Source organism: Lentilactobacillus fungorum (assembly GCF_016860605.1).
GTDB lineage: Bacteria > Bacillota > Bacilli > Lactobacillales > Lactobacillaceae > Lentilactobacillus > Lentilactobacillus fungorum.
Genome location: NZ_BNJR01000021.1, coordinates 64,235 through 84,646 on the forward strand (window position 1 = coordinate 64,235; position 20,412 = coordinate 84,646).

Below are 20,412 nucleotides of genomic sequence, written 5' to 3' on the forward strand. Positions count from 1 at the left end.
TTTCTTTATAACTAAATCACTAGCCAATTTCTGAGCGACCCTCTCGAGTCATCAACTGGTGAATCGTTTCTTTGATATCAGCCCCATCGTAAAGGACATGATAAATAGCGCTTGTAATCGGCATTTCAACCCCACGCTTTTTGGACAACTCATAAGCAGCGCGTGTCGTGGCAATGCCTTCGATGACCATGCCCATACTTTTAACCACCTCGGCGAGTGGCTTGCCTTGGCCAAGTTCATTACCAGCCCGCCAATTTCTAGAATTTCGACTGGTGGCGGTCACAATAATATCACCGACACCAGATAAACCGATGAAAGTCAACGGATTAGCACCAAATGAAGTCCCTAAACGCGAGATTTCCGCTAACCCACGCGTCATTAAAGCCGCCTTAGCATTGTCCTTGTAGCCAAGCCCATATAACGCACCAGCGCCTAAAGCAATAATATTTTTCAAAGCCGCTCCAATTTCGACGCCAATGACATCATCGCTTGTATATGTTCGGAAATAATCATTCATAAACAAGCCCTGAATTTCTTTAGCAGCTTGTTGGTCATTGCTGGCAACGGTTACCAATGTAATGTCTTTGATCGCCACATCTTCTGCATGACTTGGACCAGAAATGACCGAAATCGACTTGCGATTTTTAGGGTTAATTTCTTGGGCAAGCACCTGTGAAAGCCGCAAGTACGTTTTTTCTTCGATGCCCTTTGACGCATGAATAATGTTCACCACTTGGTTTTTCTCGGCTAATATTTCAGCTACTTGCTTAGCAACCGACCTGGTTACTTGAGTCGGGACAACGAAAAGTATGTAGTCAACACCATCAATTGCTTCTGCTAAATCATGATAAGCAACGATGGAACTTGAAAACGTTAAATTCTTAATGTACTTCGAATTAGTGTGCTTTTCATTAAACTCCTTGACCTGCTCGGCATTATAAGACCACAGTTTCACATTTGACCCATTTTCATCGAGCAAGCTTGCCAAAACGCTTCCCCAAGATCCGGCTCCAAGTACTGCAACTTTTTTAGACATTATTTTTCTCCTTTGTTGGCATTGTTTTTCTTCTAAGATTCGACCCGGCTAGATACCAAGGATTATCTTGAGTCCTTCGACGATAGCCAATCAAGGCCATCGCACCAAAAAATAAAATGACTGAAAGAATCTGTGATACCCGTAAATTAAATAGCATCAAACTATCGGTTCGCATGCCTTCGACAAAAAATCTCCCAAATGAATACCACATGACATACGCAAGAAAGACTTCCCCTTGCTTGAACAAATGCGGATTATGCCGTAAGACCATTAATACGCAAAACCCCAGTAAGCTCCACAGCGATTCATACAAGAAAGTCGGCTGTCGATAAGCCCCACTGATATTCATCTGGTTAATAATAAATTGAGGAAGATGTAATCCCTGCAAGTAGTGTAAGGTCGTCGGCTTCCCGAAAGCTTCTTGGTTCATGAAATTACCCCAGCGGCCAATGGACTGCGCCAAAATAACAGTCGGCGCCGCAACATCAAGCATCAGCCAAACGGGAATAAACCGCTTTCGACAAAACCAAATGACGACGATCATCGCACCAATCAATGAGCCATATATTGCAATACCGCCATCCCAAATCTTGATAATTTCACCCGGGTTATCCTTATAATAGCCCCACTGAAAAATAACGTAATACAATCTGGCACAGATTAATGCGGCTGGTAACGCCCACAAGATCATGTCATAAATGTCATCGGGATTAATCCCGCGTCGCTTACCCTCACTTACAGCAAGATAAACGGCTAGAATGACGCCACTGGCGATAATGATGCCATACCAATGCACTTCGATTGGCCCTAAGTTAAATGCAATCGGATTTAACGCCAAAGTTTTTAAATTCAACAACACAGTTATCTCCCACCATCATCACTTTTTTGGTTATTTTCATTAATTGACTTTTTGTTCTGTTGCTCAACGGCCTTTTCTTTTTGCTTCTGGGTCGCATCATTTTGGCTATTGACCTTAATAAGATTATTTAGATTCCGATCAAAAGTTTCGGTGGCGTCATACCCCATGCTTTGTGCTCGGAAGTTCATTGCCGCTGCTTCGATAATAATTGCCAAATTTCGACCGGTTCGAACCGGGATCGTGATCTTCGGCACATCAACGTCAAAAATATGCACGTTTTCTGTCCCATTTCCTAATCGATCGAATTTGGCTTCTTTTGTGTAATTAGCTAAGTGAATAATCAACGAAACCGTTGTTTGGCTCCTAACCGCCCCCGTTCCAAAAAGGGTCATGACATCAATAATGCCAATCCCCCTAATTTCGAGGAGATGCCTTAAAATTGCCGGCGCCGTTCCAACCAGTGTCTGCTCATTTTGTTGATAAACTTCTACTCGGTCATCAGCAATGAGTCGATGGCCTCGTTTAACTAATTCAAGCGCTGTTTCACTTTTACCAATACCACTATCACCCGTGATCAGAATGCCTAGGCCATAGACATCCACTAAAACGCCGTGAATGGACTTTCTTTCGGCCAATTTGTCTTCCAAGTAATTCGTCATATTACTTAGAACCCGAGAAGTCGTTAATTTAGACCCCAGTACCGGGATATGTTGGTCTTGGGCAGCTTGCAGCAGTTCTTCTGGTGGATCCAGTTGCGTCGACACGACGAACGCCGGCGTTTGTGGTTGGCACATTTTTTTCATGACGTCTAACAACTCTTCATGACTCATGCCCTTTGAATAAGAGATCTCAGTAATCCCCAACAATTGGATCCGCTTTGCTGGATAATAATTGAAAAATCCAGTCAACTCCAGACCCGGCCTAGAAATATCACTTGTCGAAATCGTCCGCTTATCCAAATACTCTTTGCCATAATAGACATCCAATCTGGCATTTGTTACCAAATCAGCAACGCTTACACTATCGGCCACGCTTATCACTCCTTAATAATCACTATAATTTTAGCACGTCCAACTCATTTCGTCTTTAGGACTTGCGAAAATATTGGGCAATAATCGTACTCACCACAGACATCAAAACAGCGGCTAACATCGCCATCCAAAAAGAAGAGAACCGAAAGCCTGCTCCAACAATGGCCGAAGTCATTTCCAGCATCAAGCCGTTAATCACAATTGAAAAGAGCCCTAACGTCAAAAAATTAATTGGCAGCGATAAAATCGTCACAATCGGCCGGACAACTAAGTTTAAAATTGCTAAGACCACGGCCGCAATTACGGCAATGCCAACACTGGCAACGTAAAAATTAGCCGGGAAAAATCCGCTTAACGCGACAAATAACAAAGTGTCTACTAGTACGGTCGTCAAGAATCTCACGATTGGCCTCTTTTCTGATGATCATCGACATTTTTTTCTTCAACATCATGAATCACTTTTCTAGATTTCTTAGCCGGATCACGGGTTGCCATTCCCGACTTAAATTGATTGAATGCGGAGTCTCCTGACTGGGAGCTTGGCATTATTGCGATCATCACAACATATGAAAGAATCGCTAATAAATTAATGCCAGGCGTAAGGGCCAGTACGACATATAAAATTCTTACGAGAGTCGAATTCCAACCAAAGTAATCAGAAATCCCACCTAAGACACCGGCAATGATCCGATCAGTTCCTGAACGATATAACTTTTTGCCATTATTCATACGACTACCTCCAGTCAATTGCAGGGCAACTCTATCGGCAAAAATCTACTCACCAGTCCCACCCATTTAAATCTTAGAATCGAGTGATCTGATTTCTAGTTGCCTAGCGCGCCCGCTACTCTTAAGTTAAGCCTATCTAAAAAAAACACTGCAATCAAGTCTGCAGTGCAAAAAATAGCCATTCTTAATTTAATTCAATAATTTTACCAGTTGCTAAATAAACCGTCCACTCACAGATATTCGTGCTGTAATCGCTAATTCGCCCTAAATCCTTTGCGACGTTTAAGTAAATGATGGCCGAATTTACAATATCTGGATGCTTAGCCATTGCTTGATAACTCGGTGCAGCAATGTCGTCATACAGTTGGTCAATTTTTTGATCGTATTGCTGAGCAGTTTGTTTAGCCTTTTTTTCATCAGCTTCTCCGTATGAGTCAATTGATTCATTGTACTGTTGGCTGACTTCTTTGGCCATTGCGGCAATAATGGTTTCAACTTCTGGAATCCGTTCTTCGCCTTTGATGCTAATAGTTGACCTGGCAATATTTCGCGCATGATCGCCGGCCCGTTCCAAATCAGTAACGGCTTTTAAAATGCCAACAACTTCTCGCAAATCGCCAGTTACCGGTTGGTACAACGCAATCATCTCAAATGAGCGCTTTTCAATGTGGATTTGCAAATGGTTAATCTCGTGGTCATTGGTAATGACCGTATCGGCGGCCTTGGTGTCATGATCAATGAATGCGTGACCGGCATTGGCAACGGCTTGGCTGACCAATGCCCCCAATTTCATAAAATCCGACTTAAGTGTCATAATCTCTTCATCAAAAACTTTCCCCATACACTTCTCTCCTATCCGAATCGTCCACTGACGTAATCTTCGGTTTGCTTATCATCAGGATTCACAAACATTTTCGTGGTATCATCATACTCCACAATTCGCCCTTCCATAAAGAAAGCCGTCTTATCCGAAATTCGGGAAGCCTGCTGAAGGTTGTGGGTCACAATAATAATAGTATAGTCTTTTTTTAATTCCAACAAGGTATTTTCAATTTTGGCACTGGAGATGGGATCAAGCGCACTGGTCGGTTCGTCCATTAGAATAACTGATGGGGAAACCGCCAGGACCCGGGCAATACAAATTCGCTGCTGTTGACCGCCAGAAAAGGCCAACGCATTATCATATAAATTATCTTTTATTTCATCCCAAACGGCCGCTTGCTTTAAACTACGTTCAACAATCGCATCAAGCTGCTGCTTGTCGCGAACGCCCGCAATTCTCAGGCCATAAGTAATGTTATCGTAGACTGAAAACGGAAACGGATTAGGCTGTTGAAACACCATGCCAATTGACTTGCGTAATTCAACCAGATTAACTTGCGGTGAGTAAATATCTTGACCATGGAATTGAACGGTTCCCGTAATTTTGACCCCGTCAATCATATCGTTCATTCGGTTCAAGCAACGCAGAAAAGTTGACTTTCCACAGCCAGATGGTCCAATCAACGCAGAAATTTTGTTCGCGTCAAAATCAAGATTGATGCCGTGAAGTGCTTGAAAGTCACCGTAGAATAAGTCCAAATTTTGAGCTGAAATAATCGGTTTGTCCATCGTTATCCTCCTATCTATCCAAAGTTTCCCGAAACGTAATCATCAGTTAATTCAATCTTTGGCCGGGTAAAGACTTTTCGTGTCTTATTGTACTCAATTGCTTCACCAAGGTTAAAGAAAACGGTATAGTCGCTTAGACGCGCTGCTTGTTGCATATTATGAGTTACAATAATAATTGTGTAATCCTGCTTTAATTCCCGCAAGGTCTGCTCCAATTGCTGGGTTGAAACGGGGTCCAGAGCACTAGCTGGTTCGTCAAGTAATAAGACATCTGGTTGGACGGCTAAAGCCCTAGCGATACAGACACGCTGGGCTTGCCCGCCTGACAATGACAGGGCACTTTTGTGAAGATTATCTTTAACTTGATCCCAAACGGCTGCTTGCTTCAGCGTTTTTTCAACGACTTCGTCCAAAACCCGTTTATCATGGATCCCTCGTCGTTCTAAAGCAAATGTAATGTTGCCATAAATGGATTTGGCAAATGGATTAGGCCGCTGAAAAACCATCCCAATTCGTCTTCGAACTTCGTACACATCAATTTTGGGCTGATTAATATCGACGCCTTGATACAGAATTTGTCCCTTAACGGTCGCAACGTCATCATTCATGCGGTTAAGTGACCTTAAAAAAGTGGATTTCCCAGAACCGGAAGGCCCAATTAAGGCTGTAATCGTGTTTTGTTTGAACTGAATATCCGCGTGCTGCATTGCCAAGGTTTTACCATAGTAAACTTCCAGGTTCTTGGTTTGCATGGTGATCGTTGTTTCTTCTGGATTAAAGTGATAGATAAAGCGATCAGTTGGATTGTTTGAATTTAGCATCTCTTCACTCCTCACTAATTAACGGACGTCATTTTTTCAAACACTTTTCGACCAATATACCTTGCTGATAGATTAAAAATCAGAATTGCCAGAACAAGCACGGCAGCTGCGCCTGACGAAACTTTGGTGAGATCAGGCATAATCCCCTCTGAGTTGATTTTCCAAATGTGAACAGCCAACGTTTCAGCAGGTCTCAACGGGCTAAGGGGACTATCGATATTAAACGGGTTCCAATCGCCAAAGTTCAATGCTGGCGCGCTTTGGCCGGCCGTGTAAATTAAAGCGGCCGCCTCGCCGAACACCCGCCCAGAACAAAGAATAATCCCGCTAATGATGCCCGGCAAAGCAGCTGGCACTACGATATGGATAATGGTTTCATACTTTGATAATCCAAGTCCCAAACCGCCCTGACGTTGATCATCGGAAACGCCGGCCAAGGCCTCTTCGATGTTGCGTGTTAACAACGGTAGATTAAAAATTGTGAGGGTTAGGGCCCCGGAAATAATCGAAAAGCCGTAATTAAACTGGATCACAAACAATAAGAAGCCAAACAGGCCAACGACAACGGATGGTAATGAACTCAAAATTTCAATTGCCGTTCGAATCGTTGAGGTAAACCAATTATCCTTGGCATATTCATTGAGGTAAATTGACGCACCTAGGGCAATCGGGAGTGAAATCAACATTGCTAAAATGAGTAAGTAAATCGAGTTAAAAAGCTGAATACCAATCCCGCCGCCTGCCGTAAATGCCTTAGCTGGTGATGTCAAAAACCGCCAACTCACGTTTGGTAGGCCGGTGATAAAAATATAGCCAATTAAAAAAGCTAAGATTAAGACAACCAGTCCTGCGATTAGTCTCAGAATCAAGATAGCCGTGCGACTTTGTTTTTGCGTTCGATTCATTTCTTAAACGCTCCCTTCCGACCAATAAAGTGAACCAGCAAGTTAAAGAACAACGACATCACCAGTAATACGAGGGCGAGTGACCACAGGGCGTCATTTTGCAAGGATCCCATGACGGTATTGCCCATGCCAGCGGTTAGAACGGACGTCAACGTTGACGCTGGCGAGACTAAATTATGGGGCATCAAGGCAGCATTGCCAATGACCATTTGAACGGCTAGCGCTTCGCCAAAGGCCCGCGCCATCCCAAAAACGATTGCTGTTAAGATTCCCGGGGTTGCGGCTCGCAGGACAACTTTCCAGATTGTCTGCCATTTAGTCGCCCCTAAAGCTAAAGAAGCTTGTCGATAATATTTGGGAACCGCCTTGAGTGAATCAACGGTCATTGAAACAATTGTTGGTAAGATCATGACAAACAAAACGAAGGTTCCGGATAAAATTCCAAAGCCACTGCCTCCAAATGTATGGCGAACAAACGGCACAACCACTGAAAGACCGATAAAACCGTAAACAACCGAAGGAATCCCCACCAGCAATTCTGTAACTGGCTGTAAAATTTTAGCTCCCCGTTTCGGCGAAATTTCTGTCATGTAAACGGCCGTTCCAATTGCAAACGGGGTTGAAACAACCGCCGCTAAGATTGTTACTAAAAATGAACCGACGATCATTGGCAATGCGCCAACCGCTTGCTGCCCACTGGGGGTTTGGGTGCCGGGATTCCAAATCACGCCGCCAAAAAAGTCTTTCAAGCTAATGTGATCTTTAAAAAACGTTGATAGCCCTTTGGTGGCAATGAATATAATAATGCCCAAAACAATTGCCATAATTAATAGCAAAGCCGAAAGACTTAGTAGGTGACCAAACCGCTCATAGCGGGCCGTTTTCGATTTTTTCATTAATTGCTTGGCTAACTTTTGATTCTGCTGCATTGCTATTCCCCCGATCCCTTAGTGATTTTACCCTGCCAGCTTCGTTGGTATTGCATATGTTTCACGGAGATATAGCCAAGTTTGTTAAATAACGTCGTTTGAATGTGGTTGGTTTTCAGATATTGCAAGAATTTCTTTGTGAGCCCCGTCGGCTGACCACGCGTATAAATATGCTCGTACGACCAGATTTTCCACCGATTATGAATCACGTTTTCTTCAGTCGGCCGAACGCCGTCAATACTAATTGGCTGCACGGACTTGTTCACGTAGCCAAAGGAAACGTAGCTAATTGCCCCAGGAGTTGATGAAACAATCTGGCGAACGGTTCCCGAAGAATCCTGTTCTTGGGCAACCGCGCTCTCATGACCCTTTAGACCATACTGTTCAAATGTAACCCGGGTGCCACTGCCCTGCGAACGATTAATCAACGTAATGGCAATATTAGGACCACCGACTTGGCGCCAATTTGTAATTTTGCCAGTAAAAATATCAATTAATTGCTTGGTTGATAGATGATTGACATTGACATCGTTATTAACGATGGGGGTTACGCCAACAACCGCTATTTTGTGATCAACTAAGCCCTTTGGGTTGATTCCAGCTTTTTCTTCGGCAAACAAATCAGAGTTGCCCATCTGAACGGCTCCTGATTCGATTTGACTTAACCCAGTGCCGGAACCACCACCTTGAACATTGATAAAGATTCCCGCATGATCACCAGCATATTGTTCACTGGCCGCTTCAACCAATGGCTGCAGAGCAGTTGACCCAACGGCCGTAATCGATTGTTGATTCGTTGCCTCTTTACTACGGGCTGCGTAAGCACCAAACCCAGCAACTACAATCACAGCTGCAATCAACCATTTCATAAGCGTTCGCTTTCGCATCAAAATACCTCCTCATAAAGTGAGCGGAGCAAAGCGATTAAAAATCGCCAAGTCGATTAAACATTTCACGGCTGCCCACGCCGAATCTTTTTCCAAAATCCCAAACTTGGATTTTTGGGCAAGCGAATCCAGGCGCAAGCTTTTGCTTTGCGTAGCTGTCTTTGTCTCCACTTGTTATTGTATTAAATCAATGTAAATTTTTGACCAGTCGAATGTAAAGATTATGTAAATATGATAGGGGGTTACTTACTTTGAGTTGGATTGGTCATAATCGGACTAATTGTAAACGGTTCTCATCGATTAACTTGATTGCACCACTTAATTTGTAGATAGTAAAGCAGCGCAAACCTGCCACTAACTGCGGTTAATTGCGCTGCGAATAATTATTGAAGCCAAGTACTTAGCCCCGTTTGTCTGCTGTTTTGCGTTGTTAAATTAATCAAACGACTGCTCAATTACTGATCATCTTCTGTGACGATCGGAAACTTGACCGTAAACGTGGAACCAACGCCTCGTTGGCTTTTGACTTGAATCGTGCCACCGATTGCATCAACCAATTCTTTGACAATGGACAAGCCCAAGCCCGTTCCACTCACCTTTTGTTTCGTTCTGGAATCATCTACCCGATAGAAGCGTTCAAATAATCGCGAAACGTCCTTTTGCGCAATGCCAATCCCTGTATCGGCAACTCTAAGTTCCCAATAACTGTCATTGGCGGCATAGTCAATATTAATTTCGCCATCCTTTCGGTTGTACTTGATGGCATTGCTCACTAAGTTTCGTAGAATACGTGTCAGCATTTTAGTATCAGTATTAACCTTGACGCCGTCTAAAACGTGATTATTAATCGTAATCTGCTGCCCCTTGGCAATTGATTGGTATGACGTTAATTCCGAGTCGATAAAGGTTCGCAAATGGATAACCTTATATTGATAGTCGCGGCCATTTTGAATATGTGAAATGGTCAGAACATCTTGAACTAAAGAAGCCAGCTGTTCACTTTGTTGGTCAATAATTTTCAGAAATTCAACTAAACTTTTACGATCATCCATCGCCCCATCAAGTAACGTTTTAGTAAAGCCAGAGATTGCCGTAATCGGTGTTTTCAGTTCGTGACTGGCATTACGTAAAAAATCAATCTGCATTTGCTTGACGTTAATTAAATCCGAAATATCATAAATAATCACTAAGATATGAAAGTCATTTTCTAACTGGTTAAATAACACACTGGTATCCCAGGTAGTTGAAGGATCACTGACGCTTCTTACCTCGGCCTGCTGAGATTGATGATTATCAAAAACATTATCAATTAACGAAAGTAACTGATAATTCCGAATGTCTTGCGTATATGGGTGAACCTGATTCAAGATGGGTTTGGCAAGCATAGCCGCCATCTTATGATTGGAGAAAATCACATCATGAGACGAGTCGATGACCATAATGCCAACAGGTAAACTCGACAAAATCGTAATTAACTCTGTATTGCTATTTTCAATGCTTTTACTTTCATCTTGCTGCCGGGATTGTAATTCGTTCAATTGATCCGCGATCCCTTTATAAGGGTTGGCAGGTGCCACAAATAAAGGCGCTGCCGGTTGGTGATTCACGATATTAGTCGTCATTGATTCCAGTTGCTTTAAAATTTTTTCATGCCGATGATAACCAATTTGCAATGAGATGGCAGTTATTAAAATCACAATCAGCATCAATGCACTGAGAGCCACTAAGCTGCGATCACGGTCATTAAAAGCATAAAAAAGCATAACCAGTTCGGCAATGCTTAGTAATAAGATAATTAAAATTTGTTTGGCAATTTTATTCAGCGTCGTCATCCCCAGTTGAGAATTCATAGCCAAATCCCCGAACAGTTTTTAAATACTTAGGCGTTTTAGGATCCGGTTCAATTTTTTCTCTTAAATGGGCGATTTGAATATCAACCATTCGGCTTTGGCCGCTATAGTCAAATCCCCAGACACCTGCTAGTAACTGGTCGCGGCTTAAAACTTGATTTTCATGACCGGCTAAGTACTGCATGAGTTCAAATTCCTTTGGTGTCAGCTTTAAATTCTTTGAATGAGCGCTTACTCGATATTTTTTGTGATCAATCTTAAACGGTCCAGCAACTTCAATATCTTGATCTGCCTTAGCCGGAGTACTGGTGGCGGCACTCTTTTCATAGCGACGCAACACTGCGTTAATCCGAGCGATCACTTCACGAGGGCTAAAGGGTTTGGGGATATAATCATCAGCGCCCATTTCCAATCCAAATACCTTATCAAACTCAGTATCCTTGGCGGTCAGTAAAATAACTGGTGTATCATTCCGATCCATCCGCAGTTGTTTGAGAACTTGCTCACCACTCATTTCTGGAAGCATTAAATCCAGCAAAACAATGTCAAAAGTACCATGCTCAGCCATTGAGAGTGCATCAACCCCATTAGTCGCGCTCGCAACTTCAAAGTTTGCCTGCTTTAAGTTGTATTCAAGCAGGGTTACAATTGCCGGCTCATCATCAACCACCAAAACTTTTTTCACGATAATCCTCCTACTTCATAGCCTGAGTGTATGTCTTTACCCCAATTTCATGCGGAGAGTTTTTAAAAATTGCCGATTCCGTCATTTTGAGTTGATCATTACGGTCGCGAACTTTGAACCGACAATACGTTGCGTTCGTTGACAAAGCTCGATAAAACTCATCTTCATTAGCCACGTTGACGCCATTGACGCTCAAGATAACATCCCCAATCTTAAGATCCATTTTGGCTGCGGGAGTTCCTGGCTGGATCCCAATAACGCGAATGCCATCCATGACTTCACTATATTCAAAATTGACTTGGCGGTCTCGGTACTTTGCCAACCCGATAACAATATAATAGCCACCAAGCAGGATTGCAAGTGATGGTGTAATCATCTGTGGGTAAAATTGACTTATCACAATTAATCCCAAGCCTAAGATCACCAAGTAAAAAATAGTTTGACTTAAGTTGAGAAAAAATTGACGCGGCACACTTTTTCTAACGGTTAATTTTAAGCCTAACAGGAACGGAATAATCAAAATTGCATACCGATGACCCGCAATTTGAAAGAACGGGATAAATGATAGGTCACTGCTAAACCAATCCCCAGGAACAAATAATAACAATGGGATTAACGTTAATTCGTTAAACCTGTAAACGGCTACCTTGGTATGGCGGGTGTTTCGAGCAATTGTTGGTGAATCAAATTTCCCAGCGTTCATTCGAATGAACAGTCCAGTTAATAAAAGGGTCACTGTCATTAAAACCAAGTAGCTCAAAGGATTCGTAACTTGACTCATCAACCCTAAACGCCCCAGCCAATCCTCAATCGGATCAAGAAACGCCAAACTTGGCAAGTTGAGAATCAATAAACTGGCTAAGGCCATCGCGGTAACTGCAGCAATTAAATTAGGAACGATGATTAAAAGGATTAAGACCAACAGCTGATATAGTATCAGCCAACCAACTGAAACCGTTAAAAACCAGCCTAATAAAACAGAAACCGATATCCCTAATATTAAGCCACCTCGAACAAAGTGGCGTCCCTCGTAGAAATCCTCATAGATTGCAGAATTAAACAATTTTCGTTCTCGCTTAATGCGTTGATGATAAATCAGGTAACTTCTTATTAATCCCACCCACAACGCGGGCTGTAAGATATAAAAACCAATTGCAAGTATTATTTTCATTATGTTTATGCCCTCACGAATATTATACAGCTAGTATATCATTTATCACAACGCGAGGAAAAGTAGGCTGGGCATAACTCATTAAATAATGCAAAAGCGAACTGCTTCGTTAGCCGTCCTGTTGACCGAGGCTGTTACAGAATTGCTTATTAATTAATATGTTCTGAATAATCCTTTCCGTTTATTAGAGGTCCACTGACCAGCAAATTTTAATTTCTTTCTTACAATCACTGAATTTCAATCAAATCCCAATTAACGATACCGTTGCCGATGCTGGGCTACATTAGCGAGCCAAACCATCAATCCGTTAAGGAGAAGAAACATTGGGTAAGCTCCCATTGATTTCTTACACAATGTATATGAAAGGACAATCAAAAAAATATCGTACTAATCAAAGTTATCTAGCCCTAATAATCAAAAGGTGTAAGCGCTTGCTTATTTGGCTTTTCTAATGTATTCTATCTCTGAAATGTTATAAAAGGGGGTTTAGCAATATTGTCAGTCGACTACCTTTAGATTGAGGTGAATCCAAAATGAAAGCATTAATTCAGCGAAAAAACTTCTTATTCTGGGCATCAATCATCTTTACCGGTTTTTTCTCTCTTTGGGCCGTGATTAGCCCAAAAGGAATGACCGCGACCCTGTGGAACTTACTGGGACAATATAACCTTCACTTCAGTTGGTTTACAATGCCAATGCCCATCATTCTGTTACTGATTAGTTTATATTTGGCATTTGGAAAATACGGCAAGATCAAGCTTGGCAAGCCTGATGACAAACCCGAAATGAGTACCTTTGCCTGGATTGGCACCCTGTTCACGGCTGGCATTGGAATTGGAATTGTAAATTTTGGAGTGGCAGAGCCCCTTGTCCACTATCTTCAATCACCAGTTGGAATTTCCGCAGGTATCTCACCTGCACAAGCCGCCGAAAATGGCATGAAGTACAGTATGTTCATCTGGGGATTGCCTGCTTGGGCAATTTATACCATGGCGGGATTGGTCATTGGCTACTTTGCCTACTATAAAGGTAAAAAGTTTCTGCCGGGCGAACCAATTGCGGCCGGATTTTCTGATAAACCGTGGGCACCCAGCATCGCCGTCTTCGCAAACATCGTTGCTGCTGGTGCCGCTGCCCTCACCCTTGCCGCTCACATTGCAATCGGCATTTTTCAAATTCAAAATGCAGTTAAATCAGTCAGTGGGGTCGATATTGCATCGACCACCGGTTCGATTGTCCTGTTGATCATCATGTTCTTTATTTATACGTTTGCAGCCATTTTACCAATTCAAAAAGGAATGGGGACGCTGGGGAAACTGAACACCATCGTTGCCGTTATCCTGATGATTTATGTATTTATGATTACTAACTCAACGATGATTATGCGCTTAGTAACTGAAAATATCCGCCATGCGTTTCTTGACGTTTTTCCGGTGGCCTTTACCACCTTTCCGTTTTCCGATCAAAGCTGGTTTGGCTCTTGGCCAAACACCATCATGATTTGGTGGTTCTCATGGACGCCATTTTTGGGAATTTTTATCGCTCGAATTTCCAAGGGTCGAACCATTCGCCAAATTGTTTTAATGTCAATTCTAGTACCAACTTTCTTCCTGATCTTCTGGTTTAGTGTCTTTGCTGGCAACGGCTTTTAGAATACCTTCTTCGGCGACGGGAAAATTATCCACTTCATCGCTAACAATCCAGAAAATGTCTACTTGTCGTTCATTATGGTCCTCAAGGAACTGCCGGGATTTGCGATCACCGGGCCAATCTTCTTGTTGCTGGTAGTCGTCTTCTTGGCAACCGCCACAACTTCTGGAATGATTTCATTAAGTATCATTACTAGCAATGGGCCTGAAAATGCACCAAAGAATCGGGTCATTATTTGGTCAATTTTAGCGACAATGATTGCCTTCTCGAACATTATTACGGGAACCTTGGATGGCGTTAAGGCAGTTGGCGTCATTATTGGAATTCCATTTATGCTATTTGTCTTCTTATCGATTTCTGGCATGTTCCGACAAATGCGGCTTGATTACAGCAGGAACCTCCTCACGCAAGCCAATAAAAATCAAAAAACCGTCGATCAGCTCGCTGAAGGAAAGAAGGAATGACCATGACAAGCCTCATGATTTTAGCAGCAAATTTAGTTCCTAAAGAAAACTTTCCATTAGATAAAACACTGATGTCCCACTCCATCATTGGCAACTTAATTACTTCAATTATTATGATTGCCTTTATTGCCTTAATCGCTTGGATTGTCTACGAAGCCTTTGACGAAAAGAAGGAGTGAGCCAAAATGAACAACCCTAAATACACGACAGATTTAATGGCAAAGCTACCCAAATTGCCAGTGCCAAGCCTCGAAGTAACTTTAAAGCGCCTAAAAAAATGGTCAACCCCGTTGTTAAGTGACAAGGAATTTACGGATCTGGACGCCACAATTGATCAATTTGCAAAATCTGATGGTCTGATTCTGCAACAACGATTAATGGACATGGCCAAACAGACTGAAGGCAGCTGGTTAGCATCAATTTGGGAAACTGGTTATTTGTCAAATCGGAAACCGCTTCAGAGTTCATCCAATTTTGCCTTCACCGTTAGCCCCGATGACATCCCCGAAAATACCTCGCTAGCACATTTGACTGCAGAGATCATTGATCACCTCACCGAATCCTATCTGAGCTTTGCAACGGGTAAACAACCAATTGAACAGTTCCATGATGGCAGTCCAATGGATATGAGCTACTATCTCAACTTTTTTAAATCGATGCGGTTTGCCCATGTCCAAGAAGATACTTTCCATCAGGGCATTGCTGACATCCGCGAACAGAAGGTGACCATTATTCACGGTGGGCAGATTTTCTTTGTTCAGGTAACCGATGAAAATGGCCAGCAGACTTCAATTAATCATATTGAGTCACAAATTAACGGTATTATTAAACGTAAAGATAATAACGACCATTTCCCAGGAATTATCACAAGCCTGCCAAGAGAAGAAGCTGCTCAGCTATTAACTAAGCTTTGGCATTCTCCGCATAACAAGGCTGTTTGGAATTCGGTTGCCGACTCCCTCTTTTCAGTCAGTTTAGTGGAAACGCTCATAAGCGGTAATTATTTAAAAGAAGTCCTTTTAGGGATTAACGATCGCTTCGTGGATAAAACGCTGCAGGTTGTGGTTTTCAATGACCTTCATGTCGGCTTTGCCATTGAGCATAGTCGCGTCGATGGCGTCCCTGCCCTAAACTTAATTCAGCACGCCATGACTGGTTTGACAAGCGATTCAGCGATTCCCATTACCGATGCAAAATTAGATCCTAAATCCTTTGAATTAGACGCGGAATTGACAGCTAATTTAGCTAATGCTTATGAAGCTGCTGAGAAATGGTACACACAGATGAGCATTGCCAGTCACTCATTTAAGCACTTTGGCAAAACCCGGATCAAAACAGCTAAAGTTAGTCCAGATGCGTTCTTTCACATTGCTTTGGCATTGGCAATGTTTCGCTTAACCGGCCAATGGCGCAGTATTTATGAACCCGTCTCCATGCGGGCCTTTTACCAGGGCAGGACAGAGAACGCCCGCAGTGTGAATATAGAGAAAAAACGATTCATCATTGTCCTCCAAAACGGTGAGTCATCAGTCCAACTCAAACCACTATTTGAAGTGGCTGCGAAAGCCCACACAGACAGAATTCGGCTGGCTCAGAATGGTTATGGGGTTGAACGACATCTGTTAGGATTGGAAACCGTCTTTAACAAAAGCCCTGAAGGACTGGAAGTTGCTGACAAGTTATTCCACTCAAAGCAGCTTGCGAAGCTTCGAACTGACTATCTTTCCACCACTTCCATCCCATTTTCCGTCATTCAAGGGCTCACCTTCGCACCAACCGCAGCCGATGGATATGGCGTATACTACGGTATTCTTGATGATGAAATCCGCTTAGCCGTTTCTGGGTGGACCAATGACCCATTAACACCGAAACAGTGGCTGGCTGAAATTCAACAGAGCCTGGATGATTTAATGGCTCTGATAACTAGCTGGTAATATCTATACGATGATGCAATTAAACAATCACCTAATAACTCTGTTGGAAAGGCTGTACTAGCCGGCTTTTCAACGGAACTTAATTAATATCCGCGAATATTAACTAAAAATGAGATTGAGAACAGTTATCTGTTCCAATCTCATTTTTAAACCTACTTTAGCAAATTAAATGTTTTACTTTTAATTACTTGAATGGCTATATTATTCTGGGTTTTCCTGACTTAGTTGCCACTGAAGGTAAGCGTTAATAAACGGATCCAAGTCGCCGTCCATCACCCCATTAACATTGGCCGTTTCATAACCAGTACGATGATCCTTGACCATTGAGTATGGATGAAAAACATAGGAACGAATCTGCGATCCCCAGCCAATATCCTTTTGCTCACCTTCAATTTTGGCTTTTTCCGCCTGTTTTTTCTCTTGTTCACGTTCATAAAGCTTTGATTTCAACATGTTCATCGCCGTTTGCCGGTTTTGCAGCTGTGAACGTTGGGCTTGGCTGGCAACCACGATTCCAGTGGGCAAATGCGTAATTCGAACTGCTGAAGATGTCTTGTTAACGTGCTGGCCACCAGCGCCACTTGAACGATAAACATCCACCTTTAACTCATCCGAGTTAATTTTAATAGTCACGTCATCGCTTAATTCAGGCATCACATCCACTGATGCAAATGACGTGTGCCGTCGACCAGCTGAATCAAATGGCGAAATTCTAACTAATCGGTGAACACCTTTTTCAGAACGTAAGTAACCATAAGCATCCTTACCGCTAATTAATAACGACACGCTATTAATCCCAGCGACATCTCCTACTTGATAATCCAACGTCGCCACTTTAAATCCATGAGCCTCTGCCCAGCGGGTGTACATTCTAAGAAGCATCGATCCCCAATCCTGTGATTCTGTACCACCAGCACCTGGGTGAATTTCTAAAATGGCATTATTATGATCATATTTGCCGTTTAAAAGCAGCCCTAACTGATACTGCCGTAACTTCGTATTGAGATCACTGGCTTCAGTCTGGAATTCGGCCTGCATCCCAGAGTCAGGATCTTCTACGATCAATTCCAGCGTCACCTTTAAATCAGCCAATTGATCAGCAAGTGCTTTGAATTGATCGCGCTTGGTTTTAATTTGATTCGTTTCATCAATTAACTTTTGAGCTTTCTCCTGGTTGTCCCAAAAGCCTGGCTCGGCCATTTTGGCTTCATTGATGGCAATGCTTTCACTCAATGCATCGAAGTCAAAGTGACCTCCTAAAGCCATCGATGGCTTTTTGCATTTCAGCAAGTTGTTTTTTAGCTTCACTTAATTCAAATGTCATAATTATCTCCTTACTAGACGATTCGACGTTTAACTCTAAAAAAGAGGTTGAGACAAAATCCTTTGCCCCAGCCTCCTTCATAAAACTCATTAACGTTGCATATTTTGACGGATCTCGGCTTTCATAAACAAACGGGTTGCATCATAATCAATATCAGCAATCATTTCTTCGAACATCTTGTAGCCCTCTCGTTGATATTCAACCAGCGGGTTCTGTTGGCCGTAACCACGAAGTCCAATTGATTGACGCAATTGATCCATGATATCAATGTGATCAGTCCAATGCGAATCAACCACTCGTAAAATAACAACTTTTTCAAATTCAAGCATCTGAGAAGCATCATATAGCTGATCCTGCTTTTGCTTATAAACCTTATTTGCCATGTCCATCAGCATTTGTTTGATGTCATCTGCTGACTTGCCTTTCAGATCATCTAGTGAAATTTGATCGGGACTAACCATTGCGCTAATGGCAAAATCCAAAATTGTCTGAAGATCCCAATCTGATTGCTCACCCTGCGTATGCAAGTCAACAATTCGATTGATCGTCCGTTCAATCATCGGCATAATCACCCATTTGAGTGACTTATTTTCTTCGATAACTTGTTGGCGCTCACCATAAATAACTTCTCGTTGCTGCCTCATGACATCATCATATTGCAGCACGTTCTTTCGGGAATCGTAGTTATTACCTTCAACCCGCTTTTGTGCAGATTCAACCTGCTTGGTAATCATTCGAGAACGAATAACAGCATCTTCACCCTGAACGTTCATATGCTCCAGGAAGTTCTTAATCTTTTCAGACCCAAATCGACGCATTAAATCATCTTCTAGCGACAAATAGAACTGAGAAAGGCCTGGATCACCTTGCCGGCCTGAACGGCCACGCAACTGGTTATCGATCCGTCGTGATTCATGTCGTTCAGTCCCAATTACCGCTAAGCCACCTAACTCAACGACGCCGGGTCCTAATTTAATATCAGTTCCTCGTCCAGCCATGTTGGTCGCAATCGTCACAGCACCTTTCTGACCAGCATTAGTGACAATTTCGGCTTCCTTAGCATGGTTTTTAGCGTTCAAGACAACGTGGGGAATATTTTCTTCATCTAAGCGATGAGATAGATACTCAGAAGTTTCAACCGCGACAGTCCCGACCAGCATTGGTTGTCCTTTATGATGCAGTTCTTTAATCTTATTAACAACCGCGTCAAACTTTGCTTCCAATGTTGGGTAGAGAATATCTGGATGATCAACCCGAATAACCGGCTTGTTAGTCGGCACCGAAATAACTTCCATGTTATAAATTTCACGGAACTCTTCAGCTTCAGTTTTAGCAGTACCTGTCATCCCAGCTAACTTTTTGTACATCCGGAACATGTTTTGGTACGTAATTGTCGCCATCGTTTTACTTTCTTCTTGAATCGGAACGCCTTCTTTGGCTTCAATCGCCTGGTGAAGCCCATCAGAGAAACGTCGTCCCTGCATAATCCGTCCAGTAAATGAATCAACGATTAAAACTTCATCTTCTTGGACAACATAATCCTTATCTCGCAACATGATAAAGTTTGCCCGCAAAGCTTGGTCCAAATGGTGGGTCAAGGCTGTGTTGTCCGTATCGTATAAGTTTTTGAGGTTAAAATACTTTTCGGCCTTTTCAATGCCTTGATCCGTTAACGAAACGGTTTTGGTTTCTAGATCAACCTTGAAGTCATCACCCTCATGAAGCGTTTTGGCAAAACGATCCGTTCGTTGATAAAGCTCCGAAGTCCCCGTTGCCTGACCGGAAATAATTAATGGTGTCCGAGCTTCGTCAATTAAGATGGAGTCCACCTCATCGACAATTGCAAAGTTCAGTGGCCGTTGAACCATTTCTTCTTTGTACGCCACCATGTTGTCTCGCAAATAATCAAAGCCAATTTCAGCATTGGTTGAATACGTAATATCAGCAGCGTAGGCCGCTCGTTTTTCATCTGGCCCCATTTCAGTCAAATTGACCCCAACGCTTAAGCCAAGCCAATTGTACAACTCGCCCATTTCAGTCGCATCACGTTGTGAGAGGTACTCGTTGACCGTTACAACATGAACGCCTTCGCCAGCCAGCGCATTTAAATAAACCGGCATGGTAGCCGTTAATGTTTTTCCTTCACCGGTTTTCATTTCAGCAATATTACCTTCATGAAGCACAATACCACCCATGATTTGGACATGGAATGGGTAAAGGCCCAATACCCGCTTGGCGCCTTCCCTTGCTACAGCAAACGCTTCTGGTAGCAAATCGTCAAGTGATTCGCCTTTTTGGTAACGTTCCTTAAACTCAGGCGTTTTGGCCTGTAATTCTTCATCGCTTAGTTGGCGGTACTCTTCTGCATAAGCACCAACCTTATCGGCGATTTTACTGAGTCGCTTAAGTTCGTGCTTATCACTTTCGACCCATTTTTTTAAAACATTAGTTGCCATTTGTAAATTCCCTTCCAAAATAAACGGTTTTGATTATACATCTTAGTAAAATGTGGACTACATACTTTTT

18 protein-coding genes and 1 pseudogene are annotated in these 20,412 nt (G+C 42.6%); 3 read left to right on the forward strand and 16 right to left on the reverse strand.

Annotation, left to right across the window (positions count from 1 at the left end; all coding sequences use genetic code 11):
- Positions 1-19: 19 nt before the first annotated feature.
- From YK48G_RS12935 to YK48G_RS13000, 14 genes are all read right to left on the reverse strand, one after another.
- Positions 20-1,036 (reverse strand): NAD(P)H-dependent glycerol-3-phosphate dehydrogenase, encoded by a 1,017-nt coding sequence (locus YK48G_RS12935; protein WP_203631124.1) that lies wholly within the window; start codon positions 1,034-1,036, stop codon positions 20-22.
- Entirely contained in the window at positions 1,029-1,889 is an 861-nt protein-coding gene (gene lgt / locus YK48G_RS12940) for a prolipoprotein diacylglyceryl transferase (protein WP_284692047.1), read from the reverse strand. The genes YK48G_RS12935 and lgt overlap by 8 nt, the downstream gene beginning before the upstream one ends.
- A gap of 8 nt (positions 1,890-1,897) precedes the next feature.
- Positions 1,898-2,926, reverse strand: coding sequence for an HPr(Ser) kinase/phosphatase (gene hprK / locus YK48G_RS12945; protein ID WP_203631125.1), 1,029 nt, complete (start codon positions 2,924-2,926; stop codon positions 1,898-1,900).
- Between the two features lie 55 nt (positions 2,927-2,981).
- Positions 2,982-3,329 (reverse strand): phage holin family protein, encoded by a 348-nt coding sequence (locus YK48G_RS12950; RefSeq protein WP_203631126.1) that lies wholly within the window; start codon positions 3,327-3,329, stop codon positions 2,982-2,984.
- Complete coding sequence (locus YK48G_RS12955; RefSeq protein WP_203631127.1) at positions 3,326-3,655, reverse strand: PspC domain-containing protein; 330 nt, start codon at positions 3,653-3,655, stop codon at positions 3,326-3,328. The genes YK48G_RS12950 and YK48G_RS12955 overlap by 4 nt, the downstream gene beginning before the upstream one ends.
- 184 nt (positions 3,656-3,839) lie before the next feature.
- Complete coding sequence (gene phoU / locus YK48G_RS12960; protein WP_203631128.1) at positions 3,840-4,496, reverse strand: phosphate signaling complex protein PhoU; 657 nt, start codon at positions 4,494-4,496, stop codon at positions 3,840-3,842.
- An 11-nt stretch (positions 4,497-4,507) separates the two neighbouring features.
- Positions 4,508-5,266 carry a phosphate ABC transporter ATP-binding protein PstB gene (gene pstB, locus YK48G_RS12965; RefSeq protein WP_203631129.1) on the reverse strand — a complete coding sequence of 253 codons (759 nt, stop codon included), beginning with the start codon at positions 5,264-5,266 and terminating at the stop codon, positions 4,508-4,510.
- A 14-nt stretch (positions 5,267-5,280) separates the two neighbouring features.
- Positions 5,281-6,087, reverse strand: a complete 807-nt coding sequence (pstB, locus tag YK48G_RS12970; protein ID WP_203631130.1) for a phosphate ABC transporter ATP-binding protein PstB — start codon at positions 6,085-6,087, stop codon at positions 5,281-5,283.
- 14 nt (positions 6,088-6,101) lie between these two features.
- Positions 6,102-6,992 carry a phosphate ABC transporter permease PstA gene (gene pstA / locus YK48G_RS12975; protein WP_203631131.1) on the reverse strand — a complete coding sequence of 297 codons (891 nt, stop codon included), beginning with the start codon at positions 6,990-6,992 and terminating at the stop codon, positions 6,102-6,104.
- Positions 6,989-7,921 (reverse strand): phosphate ABC transporter permease subunit PstC, encoded by a 933-nt coding sequence (gene pstC, locus YK48G_RS12980; RefSeq protein WP_203631132.1) that lies wholly within the window; start codon positions 7,919-7,921, stop codon positions 6,989-6,991. The genes pstA and pstC overlap by 4 nt, the downstream gene beginning before the upstream one ends.
- 2 nt (positions 7,922-7,923) lie before the next feature.
- Positions 7,924-8,808: a phosphate ABC transporter substrate-binding protein PstS family protein gene (locus YK48G_RS12985; protein ID WP_203631133.1), complete on the reverse strand. Its 885-nt coding sequence runs from the start codon at positions 8,806-8,808 to the stop codon at positions 7,924-7,926.
- 455 nt (positions 8,809-9,263) lie between these two features.
- Positions 9,264-10,658 carry a sensor histidine kinase gene (locus tag YK48G_RS12990; protein ID WP_232365382.1) on the reverse strand — a complete coding sequence of 465 codons (1,395 nt, stop codon included), beginning with the start codon at positions 10,656-10,658 and terminating at the stop codon, positions 9,264-9,266.
- Positions 10,624-11,343 carry a response regulator transcription factor gene (locus YK48G_RS12995; RefSeq protein ID WP_284692045.1) on the reverse strand — a complete coding sequence of 240 codons (720 nt, stop codon included), beginning with the start codon at positions 11,341-11,343 and terminating at the stop codon, positions 10,624-10,626. Before YK48G_RS12995 ends, YK48G_RS12990 begins: the two co-directional genes overlap by 35 nt.
- Positions 11,344-11,353: 10 nt before the next feature.
- Positions 11,354-12,514 (reverse strand): PDZ domain-containing protein, encoded by a 1,161-nt coding sequence (locus YK48G_RS13000; RefSeq protein ID WP_203631134.1) that lies wholly within the window; start codon positions 12,512-12,514, stop codon positions 11,354-11,356.
- A gap of 533 nt (positions 12,515-13,047) precedes the next feature.
- Between YK48G_RS13000 and YK48G_RS13005 the strand changes: the two are divergent.
- The 3 genes and pseudogenes from YK48G_RS13005 to YK48G_RS13020 all read left to right on the forward strand — a co-directional run bounded on the left by YK48G_RS13005 (position 13,048) and on the right by YK48G_RS13020 (position 16,562).
- Positions 13,048-14,628 (forward strand): annotated as a pseudogene (locus YK48G_RS13005) (BCCT family transporter).
- Positions 14,625-14,807 carry a hypothetical protein gene (locus tag YK48G_RS13015; RefSeq protein ID WP_203631137.1) on the forward strand — a complete coding sequence of 61 codons (183 nt, stop codon included), beginning with the start codon at positions 14,625-14,627 and terminating at the stop codon, positions 14,805-14,807. The pseudogene YK48G_RS13005 and the gene YK48G_RS13015 overlap by 4 nt, the downstream one beginning before the upstream one ends.
- A gap of 6 nt (positions 14,808-14,813) precedes the next feature.
- A complete protein-coding gene (locus YK48G_RS13020) occupies positions 14,814-16,562 on the forward strand; it encodes a choline/carnitine O-acyltransferase (protein WP_203631138.1) in 1,749 nt (582 codons plus the stop codon).
- A gap of 201 nt (positions 16,563-16,763) precedes the next feature.
- Here YK48G_RS13020 and prfB read toward each other — a convergent pair.
- Positions 16,764-17,886 (reverse strand): peptide chain release factor 2 gene (gene prfB, locus YK48G_RS13025; protein ID WP_203631139.1). Its coding sequence is split into 2 segments (ribosomal slippage): positions 16,764-17,807 and positions 17,809-17,886, totalling 1,122 coding nucleotides; the frame shifts between segments, so codons are not numbered across the junction.
- Between the two features lie 89 nt (positions 17,887-17,975).
- The gene (secA, locus tag YK48G_RS13030) at positions 17,976-20,342 is read right to left on the reverse strand and encodes a preprotein translocase subunit SecA (protein WP_203631140.1); all 2,367 of its coding nucleotides are present in this window, start codon (positions 20,340-20,342) and stop codon (positions 17,976-17,978) included.
- Between the last annotated feature and the right edge of the window lie 70 nt (positions 20,343-20,412).